We start from the raw sequence: 19,061 nt of genomic DNA on the forward strand, positions 1-19,061 counted from the left end.
ATTCTATTTATTTACTTTATAAAAATTTAATGATACCTAAATATTATATCAGCCGCTATGATTCTTTTGTAGTGCTTCTTTCTCTTTGATAAATTAACGCTTTGCATAAAGAGTATTGAAAATGCTTCCCATAAAAACACCCAGCCGCCCACTGTTAGATTAAGTGAGACCAAATCTTGAAATAACTTATTTTCATCTGAGAACTGTAAATAACTCGAAACGATCGTAAACATAACAGAAACCATAATGTAAATCAATGATTTTTTCCTACTTTGTACTGTCTGCTTATTTATTAAAAAATACTTGTAATTAAAGTTATTTCGAATGCCTGAAATAATGTTTTTCTCCATTTCAACATCTTTTTTTTCATCTAACATATCAAACTTTAACTTAATATTTTTACGTGAGTCTATCTCAAACGAAAATTCTTCAAGAAAGGCTTTTAAACTTGCATCTAGATCTCTAATATTGTACACAGAGGAATCCCATGTATTAAAGACTTCATCATAGTCCTTTAGAGAAATTTCAATGATATAATCGCCCGAAATTGGGTCAACTGTATAAAACTGATCTAAGAAATTGTTTTTCATCAAACCCCTCGCTTTTAACTATTCTATTGACTATATTAGCCGACACATTTTAAGACCATTATCTCTATACTACCATTTCAGATTTATACATGATAGCAAAATGACTGATAACCAAAGCGCATTTTATAGTTTTCTCTAATTTTTAGTCATTTTTCATTTAATGCATTATTTGTGGTCTGATATTTTACACCTAAGTTATCTTCTACAATAACAAGCACCTCAATATCATTCACATCTTCTATAACTTCATCAAGTTCTACTATTTTATAATAATTAATATTCTCACTATTTTCATCAATATAGTTATTTTCCTCCTCTTCTAATAAGTTAATTTCTTTTTTAATCTCTCCATCTACATATATTAAAGCTTCAGCACTTTTAATTTTTAAGTCATCTTTATTCTGACCAAAGATAGAATCTTCATCTAAATGATTATATATAATGATATTAGGACTAATATTTTTATGATCGCTTTCTACATCTACAAACACATTAATAATAATACGGTTCTCTATCTCATCTTTAAAGTCCAAAATGAACAGTTCCTCACTTCGCTTTCCAGTAACTGAATCGCCAACTAATTGTACCTCATAATTTTCTCTTAAAGGGAAAGTATGCTCCACAGAATAGTTCAATCCATTTTCATTGTTAACTTCTAATTCATTCCATTCCGTAGTGTTTTCATTTCGATATAATAATGATAGAATTTCGTTTTGCAAGAGATCACGAGCATGCCATTCAAGCATTACATCAACCGTACTTTCCTCGGTATCTAGAGCGATAATTTGGTAATCTTTTTCTTGAATCCACAACTGTTCTTCTAGCATTTCATTCATAGTAGATTCCACTTGTGAATAATTGTTTTCAATTGAAAAGTTCGTATTTTGAAGCTTATTATCTAATTCAAATATATCTTCATCTAAACTGTTAAGTTTAAAAAAGGTACTAAGGTTAATAATGATTAGAATTACCACCGCTATACTAGCTATAATATATTTTTTTGACAAAAATCTTCACTCCTCTTTATTCATTTAAAAACTTTTGTTCAGTAATCGTTCCTTGATGAAAATATAGTTTCCGTATTTTGTAAATAAGCTTCCATATTGAGCTACGAAGTGTATTACGGCTTCTAGTTTTATCCTCGATAAAATAGGTAGCTAGGACAACATCTGGCGCTAAAATCTGAACTTCATAATTATGTAGTGACATGTCGAATAATTCGACACCACTGGTAAGACAATCTTCTTTATAAAACATAAAACCAGAACTTACGATTTCGATAAAATCAGTCTCTAATATTTCATCTAACTTCTTAACATCTTTACGAACATCTTGACTCAAATGACTTTTCTCTAATGCTTTCAACTGTGCTTTTAATTTATCAGTATTCCAGGTCCCTTCTATGTTTTCAAAACATTTACATATATATTTTAGCATAAATGAAGTTCTGCATTAACATAATTTAACAAAAGAATATGAATATTTTAAAGGAACTGACTTATACTAGAGATAGGATGTGATATTTATGCAAAATGAGATAGTTATTGAAGAATTAAACACAATATTAAGAGGTAGTTATATGGGTGTACGCTCTATTGAGCATTACATTCAGAAGATAAACGATGACAAATTAAAACAGGATTTTCAGTTTATACAACAAGAAGTTAAACAAGATGCCCAAAAATTAGCAGAGCGGATTCAAAATCTAGGTGGTGTCCCAGCTAATAGTGAAGGAATTACTGGATCCATGCATAGCTTTGTGCATAAAGCTATGTTAAGTGATGAACCCAACAAGATAATAGAAGATGCAATAAAAGGAATAGATAACTATGGCGTCGAGTACTCGGAAGAAATAGTTAAAGGTGATTTAGATCCGGAAAGCAAAAAAATTATTAATGAAGTAATTGATGGAAATAGAAAGCATGTGGAACATCTTAGGGGATTATTACATTAATCCCCTGTTGAATTGTTTAACGTTGTGTACTATTTAACAGTAGTCGTTTAATTGATCTTATTTGACCGCGGTGATTTATTTCGTCTTCCATAACGTGAAACCAAAGGTAGTAGTTATTATAAGCAACTCCATTCTCCCATTTATGTTCTTCAAATAACCAACTATCTTGCTTTAATTTCAATTGTGTTAACGAATTTTCTCTAACTTCTGCTAATTTATTAAGATAATAAGTAATAGGTTTATCTTTAATTTCAATTCTAGCTGTATCTCCAAGTTCTAAACCGTTCTTCCATCTTAAATACTCGCTTTCACTTAGATCTCTTTCTTCAAAGAATATTACTTGATGGGCAAATTCAATTGCTGCGATATGGTTTAAAAGAGCACCAATCGAATTCGAACTAGCATCTGGTAAATAGTCTAATTCTTTTTGAGTAAGATTCGAAATTTCATCAATTGTTACAGCACGCGTATGTTCAAGCATGGAAACTAGTGATCCGATTTTATCCGTATACATTTGTTTTTCAATTATTCTATAATCAATCATTTTTCTCCTCCAAGTTCTTAAGATGACCCTATTCCGACAGCAAGTAAGAGTAATATAGCGAACAGCAATACGCATCCATTTAAGAAAATTCCTGTAATTGTTACAATACGTTTCTTAGACATTAAAGCAAAAATAATACCTAGAACAGATACTGTAATAAATACACTTATAGCAAGAGTTATATTCGCATTCGGTCCTCTGGTGAAAATAAAGAAAATAAAATTGATAAGAACCATTAATAAAGATAACAGACCAAATTTATTAATATTAGCCATGTTACACCTCCTCATCTTTGATAAAGTATAGTAAGCTAATGCAAGGATTAACAAAATTCCACTAAATCAATTTAATTTTATCTATTACATTATTTTACAAAAAAATAATATCATTAATTAAATAATGTTTTTGCTAACAACTGATAAGAATTTACCTTTTCTTCAAATGAGTAAATATTTGTTATAATCATAAATTCATCGCAGTCATAGCTTACTTGTATCTCTTCTAATTGTTTCTTGACGCTTTCAGGAGTTCCAACAATGCATCTCTTTCTGTTTCTATCAATTATTACTTGTTCCTCTTTTGTATATGTTTTACTCTTTGCCTCTTCTACTGATGGTACACGCGTTCCAATCCCTTTTTCTACACGCAATAACCAAAGATCTTGTGATAAGGCAAGTTCTTCTGATTTTTCTTCTGTTTCGGCACAAATAACAAAGATGCAGACAGTCACTTGTGGCTCTTGAAAGTTTTTATTCGGTTTAAATTTATCTTTATATGCTGCAATCGATTCTTTCCCTTTAGTTGGATTAATAAAGTGACCATATGTAAATCCCGCACCAATGTTTGCTGCATTAGTTGCCCCGCGTTCTGATAAGCCTAGAACCCATATTGGGGGATTTGTCTTCGTTCTTGGGCTTGCCTTTACCGTGAAAAATGGGTGATCTTTAGGTAATTCATCATATAAAAAACCATATAACTCTTCTAATTGTCTCGGAAATAAACTCATACTTTTTTGTATATGATCGGTTAATGCTAAGCGTGTTTCATTTGATCCACCTGGTGAACGTCCTAAACCTAAGTCAATTCTATTTGGATACATAACTTCTAGCATTCGAAAATTTTCTGCCACTTTCAATGGTGCATACTGTGGTAGCAATACACCACCAGATCCAATTCGAATCGAAGCCGTCTCACTAGCAAGACGCGTCATTAATATTTCAGGTGAGGAACTTGCTAATCCGTTTGTATTATGATGTTCAGCTACCCAATATCTTGTAAAGCCTAAGTCTTCTGTTATTTTTGCTAACTTAATTGTATTATCTATTGCTTCTTCTGGTGAAGAATCTTGTGAAATTGGTACTTGATCTAACACACTTAATCGCATAGTTGTACTTCCTTTATGGTCAATTTCCTTTCAGTATACAGGAACATATTATAAAACCAAAATAGTTAACGCAATAAAAAATCCAGACTTAGAAAAGTATCTTAATTACTTTTCTAAGTCTGGACATTTCCATTCTTTTTATGACGGATTAAGTATTCGATTCAAAAATTGTTGTGTGCGTTTTTCTTTTGGTGCTTTTAACACTTCTTTTGGTGGACCTTGTTCAACAATATAGCCATCATCCATAAATATGACTTCATCGGATACTTGTTCAGCAAATTGTACTTCGTGCGTTACAATAGCCATAGTCCAATTATCATTTGCAAGATCCCTAATCACTGTTAACACTTCTCCAATTAATTCTGGATCTAGTGCAGATGTAGGTTCATCAAATAGCATTAATGCAGGTTCAATTGCTAATGCTCTAGCTATACCAACTCGTTGTTGTTGTCCACCAGAAAGTTGATGCGGGTATAGGTGCATCTTATCTTTAAGACCTACCTTCTCCAAAAGTCCTTCCGCCATTTGCTTAACTTCTTTCTTATTACGTTTTTGAACAGTGATCGGTCCCTCTGTCACATTTTCTAATGCTGTTTTATGTGGGAAAAGATTATACGATTGGAATACCATTCCGGACTTACGTCTTAATTTCAACGCGTCCTGTTTGCTGATCTTGTCCTTAAAATTAAGAGCGAGTCCATCATCAAAGGTGAAAATGCCGCTGTTTGGTTGTTCCAGTCCATTTAAACAGCGCAACATCGTTGTTTTACCAGATCCTGAAGGTCCCATTATCGATAACACTTTTCCTTTGTTAATCTCTAAATCAATATCCTTCAAAACTTCAAGATCATCAAAAGACTTAGCTAGACTTTTAATCGATAATAACATTACTACTCCCCCTTTTTATGTTGCTGTATATCGTTCTAGTCGTTTCTCAATTACTTGTTGAACAAGGGATAGTAGAAAACAGATGACCCAATAAAGAATAGCTGCTTCAATATAAATCAGCATAAAATCATACGTTACTGCGGCAATTTCTTGAGCTCTTCGAAACAGTTCTGTAACAAGTATCAACGAAGCAAGTGATGTATCTTTCACTAAACTAATAAATGTATTTGATAATGGCGGTACGGAAACCCTTGTTGCTTGCGGTAAAATAATCCGTTTTAATACCGTGTTTTGTGTCATACCTATTGTATAACCTGCTTCCCATTGCCCTTTAGAAATAGATAAAATAGAAGCACGTATAATCTCTGATGCATAAGCACCTACGTTCAAGCTAAATGCGATAACAGCACTTGGAAATGGATCAATTGTTACGTTAAGACTTGGTAGTCCATAAAAAATAATAAATAATTGCACAAGCAATGGGGTTCCTCGAATTGCAGAAACGTATACAGCTGCAGGTGCACGAACAATGAAAGATTTAGAAAGACGCATAATTGCTGTTAGTAATGCTAATATCAATCCTATTGAAAATGAGATAAGCGTAAGCGGTATGGTATATTTAATTGCACCTAAAATCATAGGGAGAAGGGAGTTTACAAATAACTCCCACCCTTCTAGATTCGATGTGATCGTAAACAATGTATTACTCAGAAGAAACATCTTCACCAAACCAGCTTTCCGAAATCTGCGCTAAAGTACCGTCTTCTCTCATCGCTTCTAATTGTTCGTTGATCGCTTCAACTAATTCTTCATTACCTTGATTTAATGCAAATGCTGTTTCAGATACATTACCTTCTTCTGCAACAATATGAACACTTTCATCGCCTTCTTGATTTAAATAATCTAGAACAGCAAGTTTATCATTTACTGTCACATCTGCACGTCCTTGCTTCAATAACTCAATTGATTGCGCGAGTCCTTCCACACTTACAATTTCAGCACCACTTTCTTCAGCTATAGCACCGAAATTACTAGTTAGAGACTGTGCTGAACTTTTTCCCTCTAAATCTGCAAAAGCATTTATATCATCCGAATCTGTAGGTGCAACGACAACTGCCGATGAATACGTATATGGATTTGAAAAATCATAACTCTCTAAGCGATCCTCATTAATACCAACTTGATTCGCAATTAAATCAAAACGTTCCGAATTCAAACCAGCAAACATGGAATCCCATTGTGTTTCCATAAATTCTGCTTCAACACCCATTCGTTCAGCTACTTCTCTAATAACTTCAACGTCGTATCCCGTTAATTCTCCATCATTATCATGAAAAGTGAATGGTGCGTACGTACCTTCAGTTCCTACTGTAAGAACACCTTTTTCTATTACTTCATCATATAGACTTGCAGACTTATCTGATGTAGAAGTATTATCTGTATCTGTGGTGTCTTCCTCATTTGTACCACATGCTGTTAATACTAGCATAAAACTAATTATAACTATTCCTGTTACTAATTTCCTCATGTTGTTAACCCCCAGTTATTTTGTCGTAATTATATTACTACGAAATAGTAAAAGATTTGCATCGATAATCTTTTATATCTTTACTTTAATTCAGTTTATTATGCACTTCCTATATTTTTCTTTTGTATACGAACCTCTATCCATCATGTTTTTTCTGAATAACTAGCTTAACAACCGCTGTGTCAGCAAATGGTTTAGCTGAATATAGTGACTATTTCTAAATGTTGAACAAAATTAAGAAGATAAATTATTAAAAGATACTAAAAAAAAGAAATTGAGAAGTGTTTACCACTTCTCAATTTCTGGACGATCGCCTTTACTATTCCCTTTTTTAGTAAAACGATTTTCTAACTCTGTTTTAACCTCATCTAATGAAACGTTTTGATTACTCATTAAGACAAAGGTGTGGAACAATAGATCACTAACTTCCAAAATAATTTCTTGTTTATCATTATTTTTTGCTGCAATTACCACTTCGCCGGCTTCTTCAATTACTTTTTTAGCTATTTTATCAATACCTTTATCAAATAAGTAGTTCGTATATGAATTAGCAACGCGTGTTTCTTTACGTTCTTCTACTTCGGCCATTACTTTATCAATAATAGATTCATTTACTAGCTTTTCATTTGTTTTTTCATTGTCTAAAATTGGATTAAAAAAACACGTTTGTTCTCCAGTATGACAAGCTGGACCTTTTGGAATAACGGTTATTAATAATGTGTCTTGATCACAATCAAGCTTAATAGAAACAACTGTTTGGATGTTTCCCGACGTAGCACCTTTATGCCATAACTCTTCTCTTGATCGAGAATAAAACCACGTTTCTTTCGTTTCCAATGTTTTTTTGTACGATTCTTCGTTCATATATGCAAGCATCAACACATCTTTTGTTTGATTATCTGTTATGATAGCTGGAACTAACCCTTTTGAAAAATCAGGCTTCACGTATACTCACTCCTTGTTCTTTACATCTTGCTTTCACTGCGTCTATTGAGAATGTATTTTCATGAAAAATGGATGCCGCTAAACCTGCCGATACATCTGTCTCTTTAAATACTTCTGGAAAGTGATCTGGGTTTCCGACACCGCCTGATGCAATAACTGGGATACGAACAACGTCAACAATTGCTTTTGTAAGCTTTAAATCAAATCCGTTCTTCACACCATCGGTATCAACACTTGTTAACAAAATTTCACCAGCACCACGTTTTTCTACTTCTTTTGCCCATTCAACTGCATCTAAACCACTATCTTTACTACCGCCGTGCGTCATTACATGCCAACCGTCATCAAATAACTTGGCATCAATTGCTACAACAATACACTGTGCGCCAAAACGGTCACCAGCAGTGGTTATCAAGTTTGGATCGTTAACAGCAGCTGAATTAATACCAACCTTATCAGCACCAGCTTTTAATAAACGGGTAACGTCGTCAATCGTCCTCACGCCACCGCCAACAGTAAATGGTACAAATACATTGCGCGCTGTTTCACGCACAATATCAACCATCGTATCGCGTCCTTCATTTGTTGCTGAGATATCAAGAAAAATAATTTCATCTGCGCCTGCTTTGGAATAACTAGCAGCCATTTCTACTGGATCACCCAATTCACGCAAAGATACAAAATTTGTGCCTTTAACAACTTTACCTTCTTTGACATCTAGACACGGTATAATGCGTTTAACAATCATACGGACGTTTCCCCTTTCAACGTAACCGCACCTTGATAAATCGCTTTACCAACAATTGCTTCTTCTATGCCTATTGCTGCTAAAGCTTCGATGTCTTGATTATTGCTAATGCCACCTGAAGCAACTATTTTACACGAAACATGTGCAAGTAATTTTTCATATGCTTCTACATTAGGCCCCATCATTGTGCCATCTTTTGAAATATCAGTAAAAACAATCGTTTGAACACCTAAATCCTCCATCTGTTTAGCAAAGGTCAGATAATCAAGCTCTGATACAGTTTCCCAACCATGGATTGCTACTTTATCGCCCTTCGCATCAATACCTACGACGATTTGTTCTGGATATTTAGCTAAGGCTGCTTTTAAAAAATCTTGATCTTCAATCGCTGCTGTACCAAGTACTAATCGATCTGCCCCTGCTGCAAGCAATTTTTCAATAGTTTCCATGCTTCTTATTCCGCCGCCTACTTGAATTGGTATAGATGATAATTTACATAGTTCACTTATTAATTGATATTGTCGCGCAGCTTCGCCTTCACGTGCACCATCTAAGTCAACAATGTGAACAATCTCTGCACCGTTAGCAATAAACGTTTTTAACTGCGTTATCGGATCAGATCCAACTTGTGTCGTTTGTTTAAAATCACCTTGATATAATCGAACACATTTGCCATCTATTAAATCAATCGCTGGTAGTATTTTCATGAGATACCTCCTGTAAAAATGCTTTTAAAATTGCCGCGCCTACTTCACCACTTTTTTCTGGATGAAATTGAATCCCATAAGTAAGACCGCTCTTAACAATTGCAGTTACATCTGATCCATATTCTGTTGTTGCAACGATATATTGTTTATCTGTTTTTGCCGCAAAAGAATGAACAAAGTAAACATGCTGATCTTGAAATAATTCAAAATTAGGTTGATTATCAGCTATATCTAATGCATTCCAGCCGATGTGCGGTAAAAGATAGTTCGTCTCTATTTTCTCTATTGTACCAGGAATTAGATCTAATCCCTTTGTATTTCCACCTTCAAGTCCTTCTGTAAATAGAAGTTGCATGCCTAAACAAATACCTAGAAATGGCTTGTTCTCAGCTAATGTTTGTAGTACTTCTTTGAGATTACGTTTCTCTATTTCTTCTACCGCAGCTTGAAAGGAACCGACGCCAGGTAGGATAATATGCGAGCTTTTAGCTAATTGTGCTGGATTATCTGTAACAATCACGTCATAGCCAAGATTATGAAGTGCTGTTTCAACACTTGCGATATTACCCATTCCATAATCTACTATTGCTATCATTCGATTAGTCCCTTTGTGGAATTAACGCCAACAATTTCTGGATTAATTCGAATTGCTTCTGCTAAAGCTCTACCAAGTGCTTTAAATAAGGCTTCAACCTTGTGATGCGTATTTATGCCATATAAAACACGTGCATGAAGCGTTATGCCTGCTTGAAATGCAAATGCTTGAAGAAATTCTCTCACTAATTCTGTATCAAAATTACCAAGTTTTTCATTTTCAAATGTTGCATCTAATACTAAAAATGGTCGGCCACTTATATCAAGTGAAACGAAACCGAGCGTTTCATCCATCGGAACATAGGCTGTACCATAGCGATTAATTTGTTTCTTATCGCCTAATGCTTCTTTAATCACTTGGCCTAGTACAATACCGACATCTTCAACAGTGTGATGACTATCAATATGTAAGTCACCGTTTGCTTTAACCGTTAGACCAATACGACCATGACGGGCAAATAATTCAAGCATATGATCAAAAAAACCAACACCAGTAGAAATTGTTACTTCTTGACTATTATCTAAATTACATGCTACCTCTATTACTGTTTCATTTGTTTTTCGCTGTTTACTAGCTGTGCGCATCTTGCACCCCCACTTTTAATTTTTCTTTAATCTTTTTTCAACTGCTCTCGCATGACCATCTAGATGCTCTTCTTTGGCGATTGTCATCACATCTTCTGATGCTTGTTTCAATGCATCTTCTGAATAATAAAGGAACGTTGTCTTCTTAATGAAATCATCGACAGATAAACCTGATGAAAATCTTGCAGTCCCTGAAGTTGGTAAGACATGATTGGGACCAGCATAATAATCTCCAAGTGATTCAGGTGTATAATGACCTAAAAACACAGAACCAGCATTTTTTATTTTCCCTAAATAATCAAGTGGATTATCCAATTGAATTTCTAAGTGTTCTGGTGCTAATTTGTTCGATAATAGAAATGCTTGGTCTAAATCATCTACTAACACTAATCCACTTTTTTCGCTTAAAGAAGCAGATGCAATATCTTTTCTAGGTAATACGGCACATTGTTTTTCCACTTCTATATTTGTCGCTTCTAATAACCTTTTAGACGTTGTAAATAAAAATGAACGCGCATTTGTGTCATGTTCCGATTGTGCGATAAGATCAGCTGCGATATAAACCGGATTTGCTGTATCATCAGCAATAATGGCAACTTCTGACGGACCAGCAATCATATCTATCCCAACATCACCATAAACGAGTGACTTAGCAGCGGCCACATAAGCATTACCTGGGCCGACAATTTTATCTACTGTTGGTACTGATTCCGTTCCGTATGTCAACGCAGCAATTGCTTGAATACCACCAATTTTGAAAATTCGATCGACACCTACAATATCAGCTGCAACAGATAAGATCGGTGCAATTTCCTCTCCATCACGTGCAGGAGTTACCATAATAACTTGTTCTACACCTGCTAATACAGCAGGAATAGCATTCATAAGCACAGATGATGGATAACAAGCTGTTCCACCAGGTACGTAAATACCCACACGTTCAATCGCTCGATATAATTGGCCAGACATTATATCACCATCTACTTGCATGAATTTTGAGGATTGTAGCTGTTTCGCATGAAACGCCTTAATGTTCTCGGCTGCTCTTGTCAGGGCATCAATTGTTTTTTGATCTACTTTAGCCCATGCATTTTTCCGTTCTTCTTTGGTAACTTCCCATTTTTTTGGTACATAACGATCAAATTTTTCAACATATTTTTCAAGGGCTTTATCACCGTTTGCACGAATATCTGCAATAACTTCTTTCGCTACTTGATAAACTTTTTCATCCGTTGCATCGGCCTCTTTCTTTGACAAAAAATCCATTTCAAACGCGCTCGGCTGATAAACAGGTATCATACCAACTCCTCCTTTTGTTTAAATGCTTGAATAATTGGAGCAAGCGCCTCTCTTTTTATTTTTAACGAAGAACGGTTTGCAATACAACGTGCGCTGAATGTAAAGAATTCTTCTTGAATAACTAATCCATTTTCCTTTAGTGTTGTACCAGTTTCTACGATATCAACAATTCCATCTGCCAGTCCTAAAATTGGAGCTAACTCAACAGAACCTTCTAGTTTAATGATTTCTACGGATTCACCTTTATTACGAAAATATTCTTTTGTTATGCCAGTATATTTACTTGCGATTTTTTTCTTTTGGTCTGGCCAAACTTTGCCTTTTTCCGTAGCAACTGCCATGCGACACTGCCCAAACGGTAACGGCAATAAATCAAAAACATCTGGTTGAAATTCTGCTAAAATATCACCACCAACAATTCCTAGGTCAGCAATACCATGCTCAACATATGTTGTTACATCTGGTCCTTTAGCAAATATAAATTGAAATTCATCCGTTTCCACACGTAATTTTCGTCCCTTATTTACAAGCGGTTCAATATCATAATCTAATGATTTGAAAAATGCGAGAAACTGTTCTTCTAATCGACCTTTCGTTAATGCAATACATGGTTTCATTCTTCTATCACCCTAAATTCTTTATTATTATCCGTTATAATTCTTACAATTTTATCATAATCATGTTCGTCCAGTATTGTATATTGAATATCGACAATACAATTTAAATAAGAAGCTCGTAAGCGCTCTGCAAAAACATGCGATTCTTCAGATGCTAGTATACAGATACTTTCTTTTTCCCCTTCATTGTTTAATTGATCCGCTAACACATCAACATCGAATGCTAAACCAACTGCAGATATTTTTTCATTAAATTGTTCATAAAGCTTATCATAACGACCACCTGAAAAACATGTAGCACCGTTTTCTTTTAAATAGCCTCGAAACATCGTACCACTGTAATACGGTAGGTTTTTAACACGTCCTAAATCTACTAATACTTCATCAATACCTAGTCCTTTTAGAACTGTAGCAAGTTGTTTCAAATGGTTTAATATTTTTACTAGACGTGGGTTACTAGCCCATATGGTTTGATATTTCTCTAATTCATCAATCGTACCGTATGCTTCAATCACTTGTGTCAGTTGATTGGCTATTACAGGGTGACCTTTATCTGCCGCAATTTGATAAACGACATCTCTACGCTTATCGTGCATTGCCTGACGTAATAGATCTTCTTCTGCTTTATTTAATTCCAATGGGCTTGTTAATTCGTCAAAGATACCTGTGTGGCCAAGTTCAATTAGATACTCCTTAATTTCTAATGCATTTAAATAAGTAACAGCAGTAAATAGACTTTCACTCTCACCTAAAAATGGTGTCGTGCGGATAATTTCAATTCCCGCTTGTCTACTTTCTATTCCATCCTTATCATTACGAAATACGGATCCTTGATAGGACCATTTTAATTGTTTTGGGTGTTGATTGATTAATGCACGCGCAATTGCTGTTGTCCAATCAGCTCGTAATACTTCTATTTCACCTTCACGATTAAACCATTTCAACATCGCGTGCAACTTCATCCCAACGTGTTCATTGGTAAACGTATTCGCATATTCCACAACTGGTGTAGAGATTGCTTTATAATTACGTGACGTTACAACATCTCGAAATATCTCATATGCTTTTGATCGATTATCTAACTTTTTCCCGATTTCATCTTGGCTTCCAGCAGGTAAAAACATTTTAGAACACATCCTATTTTCTTTATTGCGTTACCACTTTACTTTAGTAAAGCGTTTGTCTATTTATAGACTATCACGCTGTTCCTATTCTCGTCAATAAAAAACTTTTCTTTTTTAACTATACTATTTAAGATAGAATTAGGAAAGGGAGGAATGATCAATGCAAGTTACAGGAGATTTTCATGTACATACCAACTTTTGTCCCCATGGGTCATCAGATCTAATGGAGGAATACGTTTTAGAAGCAATAGAGAAGGATCTTGCTTACATATCTTTTACAGAACACGCACCTCTTCCTGTCACTTTTGTTGATCCAACACCAGAAAAGGATAGTGCAATGAGGCTTGAAGACGTTAGAAGTTATATCAAGGAAGGTAATCGCTTAAAAGAAAAATATCAAGATAAGATAACGATTTTTATTGGTTTTGAAGTTGACTTTATCGAAGGATATCAGGGAGAAACAGAACAATTCTTGAATCAATATGGTTTAGAACTAGATGACGCTATTCTATCGGTCCATATGCTAAAAGCCCCAAATGGCAGCTATGTCTGTCTTGATTATAGCGCTGAAGAATTTAAACGTATAATTGGATTATTTGGTTCTATTGATGCAGTATACAAAGCGTATTATCAAACCGTAAAACGAGCAGTTACACAAGATCTAGGAAAATATAAACCGACACGAATTGGTCATCTAACACTAATTGAAAAATTTGTGACGTTATTTCCATCAACACATCCATTTGATCATGAATTGGACGAGCTATTAAAATTAATCAAGGAAAAAGAATATCAGCTTGACTTGAATACAGCAGGTCTTTATAAAGAACATTGCAAGCGTATCTATCCAAATCAATCGGTTATTGCAAAAGCAAACCAACTTTCAATTCCATTTGTAACAGGATCAGATAGTCATGTTGCAAGAACAATTAGCCGAGGTTTCGAATTATTACCAGAAGATATATTATCCTCCCTTCCAAAAAGATTAGGAAAACGCTAGGTGAGCAGTTCACAGCTTAGCGTTTTATTTTTAATCTAAAGCCAGTTAATCTTATAGAAAATATCAGCCCATCTATATTAGCAATTGACCTTTAAATTAGAAAAAAAAAGACCAAATCTTCTTCAATTTAGTCTTTGTCAACAAATTTTATTTTTCATTTATTTGATCAATGGTACCAGCCATGAATTGATCTCTTAATTGTTCTACTGTTTCATTTAAACCTTCTTGTTCTTCATTAGCTGCATTTGACTCATTCAGTTGTTGCATATCTTTTTTCATAAAAGTAACACCTCCGTATCTTATATAAAGTATACGAAGGTGTTAGGATACTATACAGTATAACACAAATTATATACCATCAATATATGGCATTTTTTCATCTGTATCGATTACGCCTAATACTTTCTTTATTGAAGTGTCTTCACCATCTAACCAGTTTTGAAACGAAAATGGTGTGGGCTTTCGGTTGTTACCTAAAGCAAGATAAACAGCCAACTTTTTCTGGTCATAAAGTGATGTGTGCAATGTACCAGCTGATTGCAGATACTTTTTAGAATAAATTTCTTCCTCGACATTATTAAATAATTGAAATGCTTGTTCTATCGTAAGTGAAGATGTAAGTTGTTTCTCAAGTATAGCGTATCTTCGTTTTGAATCTGCCAAATGATAGCGGTTAGCTTCAGGTAACAAATCGAAATGATTCGTACTAATTTTACTTTCCTTAACACGAATAGCGTTAGCCGTTGCTTCTACAACATGTGAGTTCCCAAATTTATCAGCTAATACATAGTTAAAAGAATGACGATGTGGCACCTTTTTGATTAACGCAATGGCTTCTTCGTTTGTGGCACACTGTTCCAATAACATCCGAGTAATAATTGTCGGAATAAATCCATTCCCGCCATTTCTACGGTTTACGAAATTATAACCAACCGTAAGACCTTCTTCATTCATTCCATCTGCTCGACCTACTATCCGTTGAGACGCGCCTATCGTTGCATATCCTTTTGAAGCAAGAGGTTGATACATTACAAAGCGCCCTTCATATGTTTTAGGATGGAAATCGTAATTCCGAATTAAAAAGTTATCACCTGTTAAAATAGAGCATCCTGACCGTTTCCATTCTTGCTGATAACCACTAAAAAATGCAATTGTTTGTTCCAATGTAAAGCCAATAGCTATCGATATCCCTTTCAATTCTTCCAATAATGCAGGAAATAATTCGGTTAACCACGCTGTTGCTTCTTCTGTATTAACGACGAATCGTGGTCTTTTTGTTTGCGTATTCTGTTGTTGGTATATTTTAAAAAGGGGTGACGATAGAAGCCATTTGCCTTGTTCATAACCAAACGCTTGGTGGTCACCCCTAAACTGAATAATATCTGCATAATATTTTCTCATAAGCTTTATATCCTTTATCTTACTCACCTAATTGTTGATAGCTTCCGCTAAAATACAATAAAGGATTCCCGTCATTTATTTTCAGATCATTTACTTTTGCAATGTAAATCATGTGGTCGCCGGCTTCGACAGCAGACTCTTTTTCACAAGATAGTTGAACTAATGCATTATCTAAAACAGGAGTTCCAGCTAAATCAATAAAATTAACTGGTGTTTCTACTTCTTTTTGATTTGCATAAATCATTGATTCTTCTTTTTGGTCTTCACTTAAAATACTAATACCAAATGTATCTACCTCTAGTAAAACATCATAAATCGAAGCAGTTTTATCTATAGAAATTGCAATTAATGTTGGATCCAATGATAGTGACATAAAAGAATTAACCGTTATTCCCTTTACGTCATTTTGATAATCTGTTGATACTACTGTAATACCTGTCGCGAATTTTCCCATCGCATCACGAAATAATCGTTTCTCCATTTTAAAAACCCCTTTATCTCTATACTAACTGTTAAAATCATACCATTTATTATCTTGAATACATACTAAATTGCTTAATAAGTATAAAAAAGCAAAGCAACAGTTGTTTCTAGTTGCTTTGCTTTTTATACTTATAAGATTGTTGTAGTATTACCTTTTTTAACTGAAACAAAATTTCAAGAAAGATTCTTACTTATATCCCGTCCAATTAGTCATTTGAATCGTCAGCTTCAAACACTTTTACATAGTTTGCTTGTTTCCAAGCAGCAACAATTTCACCTTCGATATCTGTATCAATTACGAAAGATCCATTACTGTATCGATCACTTGTACTTAATTCCATTGGATATAATGGGTGATGCGTACCAGAATTCGTCATAAATTGTACGGAATCTTCTTTGTTGGTACTAACAAAACCTACGATACGGTGAGGTTTTTGCTTCAATTCGCGTAACATACTTTGACCACGTTTAGCACGCGATGACAATTCAAAATCATGTAAGGTCATTCGTTTTGCAGCACCTCTTTGTGTCATCACAACAAGATTAATGCCTGTCTTGGATTGAGTCAGTACAACACCATTTACTACTTTTTCATCGGGTTTAAGCTGAATTGCTTTCACTCCTGCTGCCCGTTGTCCGACAGGTGTTACTTCTGATTCGTGGTACCACAATCCAAGTCCTCGATCAGAAGCAATAAAGACTTCATCATTTCCTGTCGTTATTGCAACATTAACAACCTCATCATCACCTTTTAAATTGATTGCTACCAAGGCTTTTGAATAACGTTGTGCTTCATATAAATTCAATTCACTACGTTTAATCATTCCGTTTTTGGTGAAGAAAACTAGATAATTATCTTCAGAGAATTGTCTAATTGGTATTACGCGTACTATGTTTTCTCCCTTGTCAATTGCTGCGACATTTGATATATGCTGACCAAGATCTTTCCACCTTATATCCGGAAGTTTATGAACAGGTGCATAGATATATCTTCCTTTATTCGTGAAAACTAAGACTGTATCAGTCGTATTTACCTCTAGTAGACCAACCAAGTGGTCTTCCTCTTTGATTGCTAAGTCTTTCCCATTTGAAGCTGCATACGAACGTAAACTTGTTCGTTTCAAATAGCCATCTCTTGTTACAGAAACTAGCACATCTTCACTTGCAACCATTACTTCTAAATTAATCTTCAATTCTTCAATCTTATTCTCTATCTTCGTTTTACGGGGTGTTGAATACTTCTTTTTAATCTGTTTTAAATCATTTTTAATAACGGAAAATAGCTTATTTTCATCTCCTAAAATTGCTTCTAGTTCTGCAATTTTAGCACGCAATTCAGCTGCTTCTTCTTCTAAAGACGTAATATCAGTGTTTGTTAATCGATATAATTGTAAATTTACAATTGCCTCTGCTTGTTCATTAGAGAAACCATATGCTTCCTGAATACGTCTTTTTGCATCTTGTTTATCATTAGAAGCACGAATCGTCGCAATGAGTTCATCTAGAATAGAGATGGCTTTAATTAAACCTACCACAATATGTGCACGTTCTTTTGCTTTTCTCAAATCAAAGGAAGATTGTCTTGTTACAACCTCTTTTTGGTGTGCGATATATGCGTCAAGTAAGTCCGTTAAACTTAGTAACATTGGTGTCTTATCTTTTATCGCCACCATGTTAAGATGATACGTAATTTGTAAATCTGTGCTCTTATACAGAAAATGTAAGATTCCTTCGCTGTCAGCATCTTTTTTCAGTTCAATTACAATTCGAAGTCCAGTTCGATCCGTTTCATCACGAACTTCAGCTATACCTTCTACTTTTCGGTCAAGTCGTAATTCATCCATTCGTTTTACGAGAACTGCTTTGTTTATCTCATAAGGTATCTCATCTATGACGATTTGCTCTCTATTTCCACGTAATGGTTCAACTTTGGCTCTGCCTCGAACCATGATCTTTCCTTTTCCAGTTTCATATGCCGATTTTAGACCTTCGACCCCTTGGATAGTACCACCTGTAGGAAAATCAGGTCCTTTCATTATTTTCATAATTTGTTCGATTGTAATGTTTGGATTTTCAATCTTTTTAATTACCGCATCAATTACTTCATCTAAGTTATGTGGCGGCATATCTGTTGCATATCCAGCGGATATTCCAGTAGAACCGTTAACTAACAAGTTAGGAAAACGTGCTGGTAATACGACAGGTTCATTAATTGTATCATCAAAGTTCGGAATATAATCTACAGTCTCTTTATCAATATCACGTAATAATTCAGAACTAATACTAGATAGTCGTGCTTCGGTATAACGCATTGCTGCTGGTGGATCACCATCGACACTACCGTTGTTACCATGCATTTCTACTAATACATTACGAACCTTCCAAGTCTGACTTAGCCGAACCATTGCTTCATAGACGGAACTATCTCCATGTGGATGATAATTACCGATTACGTTACCTACTGTTTTAGCTGCTTTACGAAAAGCTTTATCAGCGGTATTTTTTTCTTCATGCATCGCAAACAAAATGCGTCGTTGAACTGGTTTTAACCCATCGCGTGCATCTGGCAATGCACGATCTTGAATAATATATTTACTATATCGACCAAAGCGGTCTCCAATAACATCTTCTAATGGTAAATCAAGAAATTTTTCTGTTGAAGCCAAAAAT

23 protein-coding genes are annotated in these 19,061 nt (G+C 34.7%); 2 read left to right on the top strand and 21 right to left on the bottom strand.

The window, feature by feature from the left end; genetic code table 11:
• Positions 1 to 26 precede the first annotated feature (26 nt).
• From D2K60_RS08255 to D2K60_RS08265, 3 genes are all read right to left on the bottom strand, one after another.
• Positions 27 to 590, bottom strand: a complete 564-nt coding sequence (locus D2K60_RS08255; protein WP_117169532.1) for a hypothetical protein — start codon at positions 588 to 590, stop codon at positions 27 to 29.
• Between the two features lie 146 nt (positions 591 to 736).
• Positions 737 to 1,597, bottom strand: a complete 861-nt coding sequence (locus tag D2K60_RS08260) for a hypothetical protein (RefSeq protein WP_117169533.1) — start codon at positions 1,595 to 1,597, stop codon at positions 737 to 739.
• A gap of 16 nt (positions 1,598 to 1,613) precedes the next feature.
• Positions 1,614 to 2,027: a nuclear transport factor 2 family protein gene (locus D2K60_RS08265; protein WP_117169534.1), complete on the bottom strand. Its 414-nt coding sequence runs from the start codon at positions 2,025 to 2,027 to the stop codon at positions 1,614 to 1,616.
• 88 nt (positions 2,028 to 2,115) lie between these two features.
• On the opposite strand from D2K60_RS08265, the gene D2K60_RS08270 reads away from it, so the two are divergent.
• Positions 2,116 to 2,544 (top strand): DUF2383 domain-containing protein, encoded by a 429-nt coding sequence (locus D2K60_RS08270; protein WP_117169535.1) that lies wholly within the window; start codon positions 2,116 to 2,118, stop codon positions 2,542 to 2,544.
• Positions 2,545 to 2,560: 16 nt separating this feature from the next.
• Here the strand turns inward: D2K60_RS08270 and D2K60_RS08275 are convergent, their stop codons facing one another.
• From D2K60_RS08275 to D2K60_RS08340, 14 genes are all read right to left on the bottom strand, one after another.
• Complete coding sequence (locus D2K60_RS08275) at positions 2,561 to 3,088, bottom strand: DinB family protein (protein ID WP_117169536.1); 528 nt, start codon at positions 3,086 to 3,088, stop codon at positions 2,561 to 2,563.
• 17 nt (positions 3,089 to 3,105) lie between these two features.
• On the bottom strand, positions 3,106 to 3,363 hold the full coding sequence (locus tag D2K60_RS08280) for a hypothetical protein (protein WP_240335280.1): 258 nt from the start codon (positions 3,361 to 3,363) through the stop codon (positions 3,106 to 3,108).
• Positions 3,364 to 3,476: 113 nt separating this feature from the next.
• A complete protein-coding gene (locus tag D2K60_RS08285) occupies positions 3,477 to 4,472 on the bottom strand; it encodes an LLM class flavin-dependent oxidoreductase (RefSeq protein WP_117169537.1) in 996 nt (331 codons plus the stop codon).
• Positions 4,473 to 4,610: 138 nt separating this feature from the next.
• The gene (locus D2K60_RS08290; RefSeq protein WP_117169538.1) at positions 4,611 to 5,360 is read right to left on the bottom strand and encodes an amino acid ABC transporter ATP-binding protein; all 750 of its coding nucleotides are present in this window, start codon (positions 5,358 to 5,360) and stop codon (positions 4,611 to 4,613) included.
• A gap of 15 nt (positions 5,361 to 5,375) precedes the next feature.
• Complete coding sequence (locus D2K60_RS08295; protein WP_117169539.1) at positions 5,376 to 6,080, bottom strand: amino acid ABC transporter permease; 705 nt, start codon at positions 6,078 to 6,080, stop codon at positions 5,376 to 5,378.
• Entirely contained in the window at positions 6,064 to 6,888 is an 825-nt protein-coding gene (locus D2K60_RS08300; RefSeq protein WP_117169540.1) for an amino acid ABC transporter substrate-binding protein, read from the bottom strand. The genes D2K60_RS08295 and D2K60_RS08300 overlap by 17 nt, the downstream gene beginning before the upstream one ends.
• Before the next feature lie 285 nt (positions 6,889 to 7,173).
• Entirely contained in the window at positions 7,174 to 7,833 is a 660-nt protein-coding gene (gene hisIE, locus D2K60_RS08305; protein WP_117169541.1) for a bifunctional phosphoribosyl-AMP cyclohydrolase/phosphoribosyl-ATP diphosphatase HisIE, read from the bottom strand.
• Positions 7,823 to 8,581, bottom strand: a complete 759-nt coding sequence (hisF, locus tag D2K60_RS08310; RefSeq protein ID WP_117169542.1) for an imidazole glycerol phosphate synthase subunit HisF — start codon at positions 8,579 to 8,581, stop codon at positions 7,823 to 7,825. The genes hisIE and hisF overlap by 11 nt, the downstream gene beginning before the upstream one ends.
• Positions 8,578 to 9,288 (bottom strand): 1-(5-phosphoribosyl)-5-[(5-phosphoribosylamino)methylideneamino]imidazole-4-carboxamide isomerase, encoded by a 711-nt coding sequence (gene hisA / locus D2K60_RS08315; RefSeq protein WP_117169543.1) that lies wholly within the window; start codon positions 9,286 to 9,288, stop codon positions 8,578 to 8,580. Before hisA ends, hisF begins: the two co-directional genes overlap by 4 nt.
• Positions 9,266 to 9,883 (bottom strand): imidazole glycerol phosphate synthase subunit HisH, encoded by a 618-nt coding sequence (gene hisH / locus D2K60_RS08320; protein ID WP_117169544.1) that lies wholly within the window; start codon positions 9,881 to 9,883, stop codon positions 9,266 to 9,268. Before hisH ends, hisA begins: the two co-directional genes overlap by 23 nt.
• Positions 9,880 to 10,467: an imidazoleglycerol-phosphate dehydratase HisB gene (gene hisB, locus D2K60_RS08325; RefSeq protein WP_117169545.1), complete on the bottom strand. Its 588-nt coding sequence runs from the start codon at positions 10,465 to 10,467 to the stop codon at positions 9,880 to 9,882. The genes hisH and hisB overlap by 4 nt, the downstream gene beginning before the upstream one ends.
• Positions 10,468 to 10,482: 15 nt before the next feature.
• On the bottom strand, positions 10,483 to 11,766 hold the full coding sequence (gene hisD, locus D2K60_RS08330) for a histidinol dehydrogenase (protein WP_117169546.1): 1,284 nt from the start codon (positions 11,764 to 11,766) through the stop codon (positions 10,483 to 10,485).
• Positions 11,763 to 12,383, bottom strand: a complete 621-nt coding sequence (gene hisG, locus D2K60_RS08335) for an ATP phosphoribosyltransferase (protein WP_117169547.1) — start codon at positions 12,381 to 12,383, stop codon at positions 11,763 to 11,765. The genes hisD and hisG overlap by 4 nt, the downstream gene beginning before the upstream one ends.
• Complete coding sequence (locus tag D2K60_RS08340; RefSeq protein ID WP_117169548.1) at positions 12,380 to 13,507, bottom strand: ATP phosphoribosyltransferase regulatory subunit; 1,128 nt, start codon at positions 13,505 to 13,507, stop codon at positions 12,380 to 12,382. Before D2K60_RS08340 ends, hisG begins: the two co-directional genes overlap by 4 nt.
• Before the next feature lie 160 nt (positions 13,508 to 13,667).
• Here D2K60_RS08340 and hisJ point away from each other — a divergent pair, with 160 nt between their 5' ends.
• Positions 13,668 to 14,507 carry a histidinol-phosphatase HisJ gene (gene hisJ / locus D2K60_RS08345; protein ID WP_117169549.1) on the top strand — a complete coding sequence of 280 codons (840 nt, stop codon included), beginning with the start codon at positions 13,668 to 13,670 and terminating at the stop codon, positions 14,505 to 14,507.
• 147 nt (positions 14,508 to 14,654) lie between these two features.
• Here hisJ and D2K60_RS21125 read toward each other — a convergent pair whose 3' ends face one another.
• The 4 genes from D2K60_RS21125 to parC form a co-directional block, all read right to left on the bottom strand.
• Positions 14,655 to 14,786, bottom strand: a complete 132-nt coding sequence (locus D2K60_RS21125; protein ID WP_275896246.1) for a DUF4025 domain-containing protein — start codon at positions 14,784 to 14,786, stop codon at positions 14,655 to 14,657.
• 69 nt (positions 14,787 to 14,855) lie between these two features.
• Positions 14,856 to 15,908, bottom strand: a complete 1,053-nt coding sequence (locus tag D2K60_RS08350; RefSeq protein ID WP_117169550.1) for a C45 family autoproteolytic acyltransferase/hydrolase — start codon at positions 15,906 to 15,908, stop codon at positions 14,856 to 14,858.
• Positions 15,909 to 15,927: 19 nt separating this feature from the next.
• Positions 15,928 to 16,389 (bottom strand): flavin reductase family protein, encoded by a 462-nt coding sequence (locus tag D2K60_RS08355; RefSeq protein WP_117169551.1) that lies wholly within the window; start codon positions 16,387 to 16,389, stop codon positions 15,928 to 15,930.
• 208 nt (positions 16,390 to 16,597) lie between these two features.
• Entirely contained in the window at positions 16,598 to 19,057 is a 2,460-nt protein-coding gene (gene parC, locus D2K60_RS08360) for a DNA topoisomerase IV subunit A (protein WP_117169552.1), read from the bottom strand.
• Positions 19,058 to 19,061: the final 4 nt, after the last annotated feature.

It is taken from the genome of Paraliobacillus sediminis, assembly GCF_003426055.1.

Coding starts and splice junctions, on each gene's coding strand:
- D2K60_RS08255 (WP_117169532.1), bottom strand. CDS start 590: ATGAAAAACAATTTCTTAGATCAGTTTTATACAGTTGACCCAATTTCG.
- D2K60_RS08285 (WP_117169537.1), bottom strand. CDS start 4,472: ATGCGATTAAGTGTGTTAGATCAAGTACCAATTTCACAAGATTCTTCA.
- hisF (WP_117169542.1), bottom strand. CDS start 8,581: ATGATTGTTAAACGCATTATACCGTGTCTAGATGTCAAAGAAGGTAAA.
- D2K60_RS08300 (WP_117169540.1), bottom strand. CDS start 6,888: ATGAGGAAATTAGTAACAGGAATAGTTATAATTAGTTTTATGCTAGTA.
- hisD (WP_117169546.1), bottom strand. CDS start 11,766: ATGATACCTGTTTATCAGCCGAGCGCGTTTGAAATGGATTTTTTGTCA.
- D2K60_RS08340 (WP_117169548.1), bottom strand. CDS start 13,507: ATGTTTTTACCTGCTGGAAGCCAAGATGAAATCGGGAAAAAGTTAGAT.
- D2K60_RS08280 (WP_240335280.1), bottom strand. CDS start 3,363: ATGGCTAATATTAATAAATTTGGTCTGTTATCTTTATTAATGGTTCTT.
- D2K60_RS08355 (WP_117169551.1), bottom strand. CDS start 16,389: ATGGAGAAACGATTATTTCGTGATGCGATGGGAAAATTCGCGACAGGT.
- hisJ (WP_117169549.1), top strand. CDS start 13,668: ATGCAAGTTACAGGAGATTTTCATGTACATACCAACTTTTGTCCCCAT.
- D2K60_RS08275 (WP_117169536.1), bottom strand. CDS start 3,088: ATGATTGATTATAGAATAATTGAAAAACAAATGTATACGGATAAAATC.
- hisB (WP_117169545.1), bottom strand. CDS start 10,467: ATGCGCACAGCTAGTAAACAGCGAAAAACAAATGAAACAGTAATAGAG.
- D2K60_RS08270 (WP_117169535.1), top strand. CDS start 2,116: ATGCAAAATGAGATAGTTATTGAAGAATTAAACACAATATTAAGAGGT.
- D2K60_RS08350 (WP_117169550.1), bottom strand. CDS start 15,908: ATGAGAAAATATTATGCAGATATTATTCAGTTTAGGGGTGACCACCAA.
- D2K60_RS08295 (WP_117169539.1), bottom strand. CDS start 6,080: ATGTTTCTTCTGAGTAATACATTGTTTACGATCACATCGAATCTAGAA.
- D2K60_RS08265 (WP_117169534.1), bottom strand. CDS start 2,027: ATGCTAAAATATATATGTAAATGTTTTGAAAACATAGAAGGGACCTGG.
- D2K60_RS08290 (WP_117169538.1), bottom strand. CDS start 5,360: ATGTTATTATCGATTAAAAGTCTAGCTAAGTCTTTTGATGATCTTGAA.
- D2K60_RS21125 (WP_275896246.1), bottom strand. CDS start 14,786: ATGAAAAAAGATATGCAACAACTGAATGAGTCAAATGCAGCTAATGAA.
- hisG (WP_117169547.1), bottom strand. CDS start 12,383: ATGAAACCATGTATTGCATTAACGAAAGGTCGATTAGAAGAACAGTTT.
- hisH (WP_117169544.1), bottom strand. CDS start 9,883: ATGATAGCAATAGTAGATTATGGAATGGGTAATATCGCAAGTGTTGAA.
- hisA (WP_117169543.1), bottom strand. CDS start 9,288: ATGAAAATACTACCAGCGATTGATTTAATAGATGGCAAATGTGTTCGA.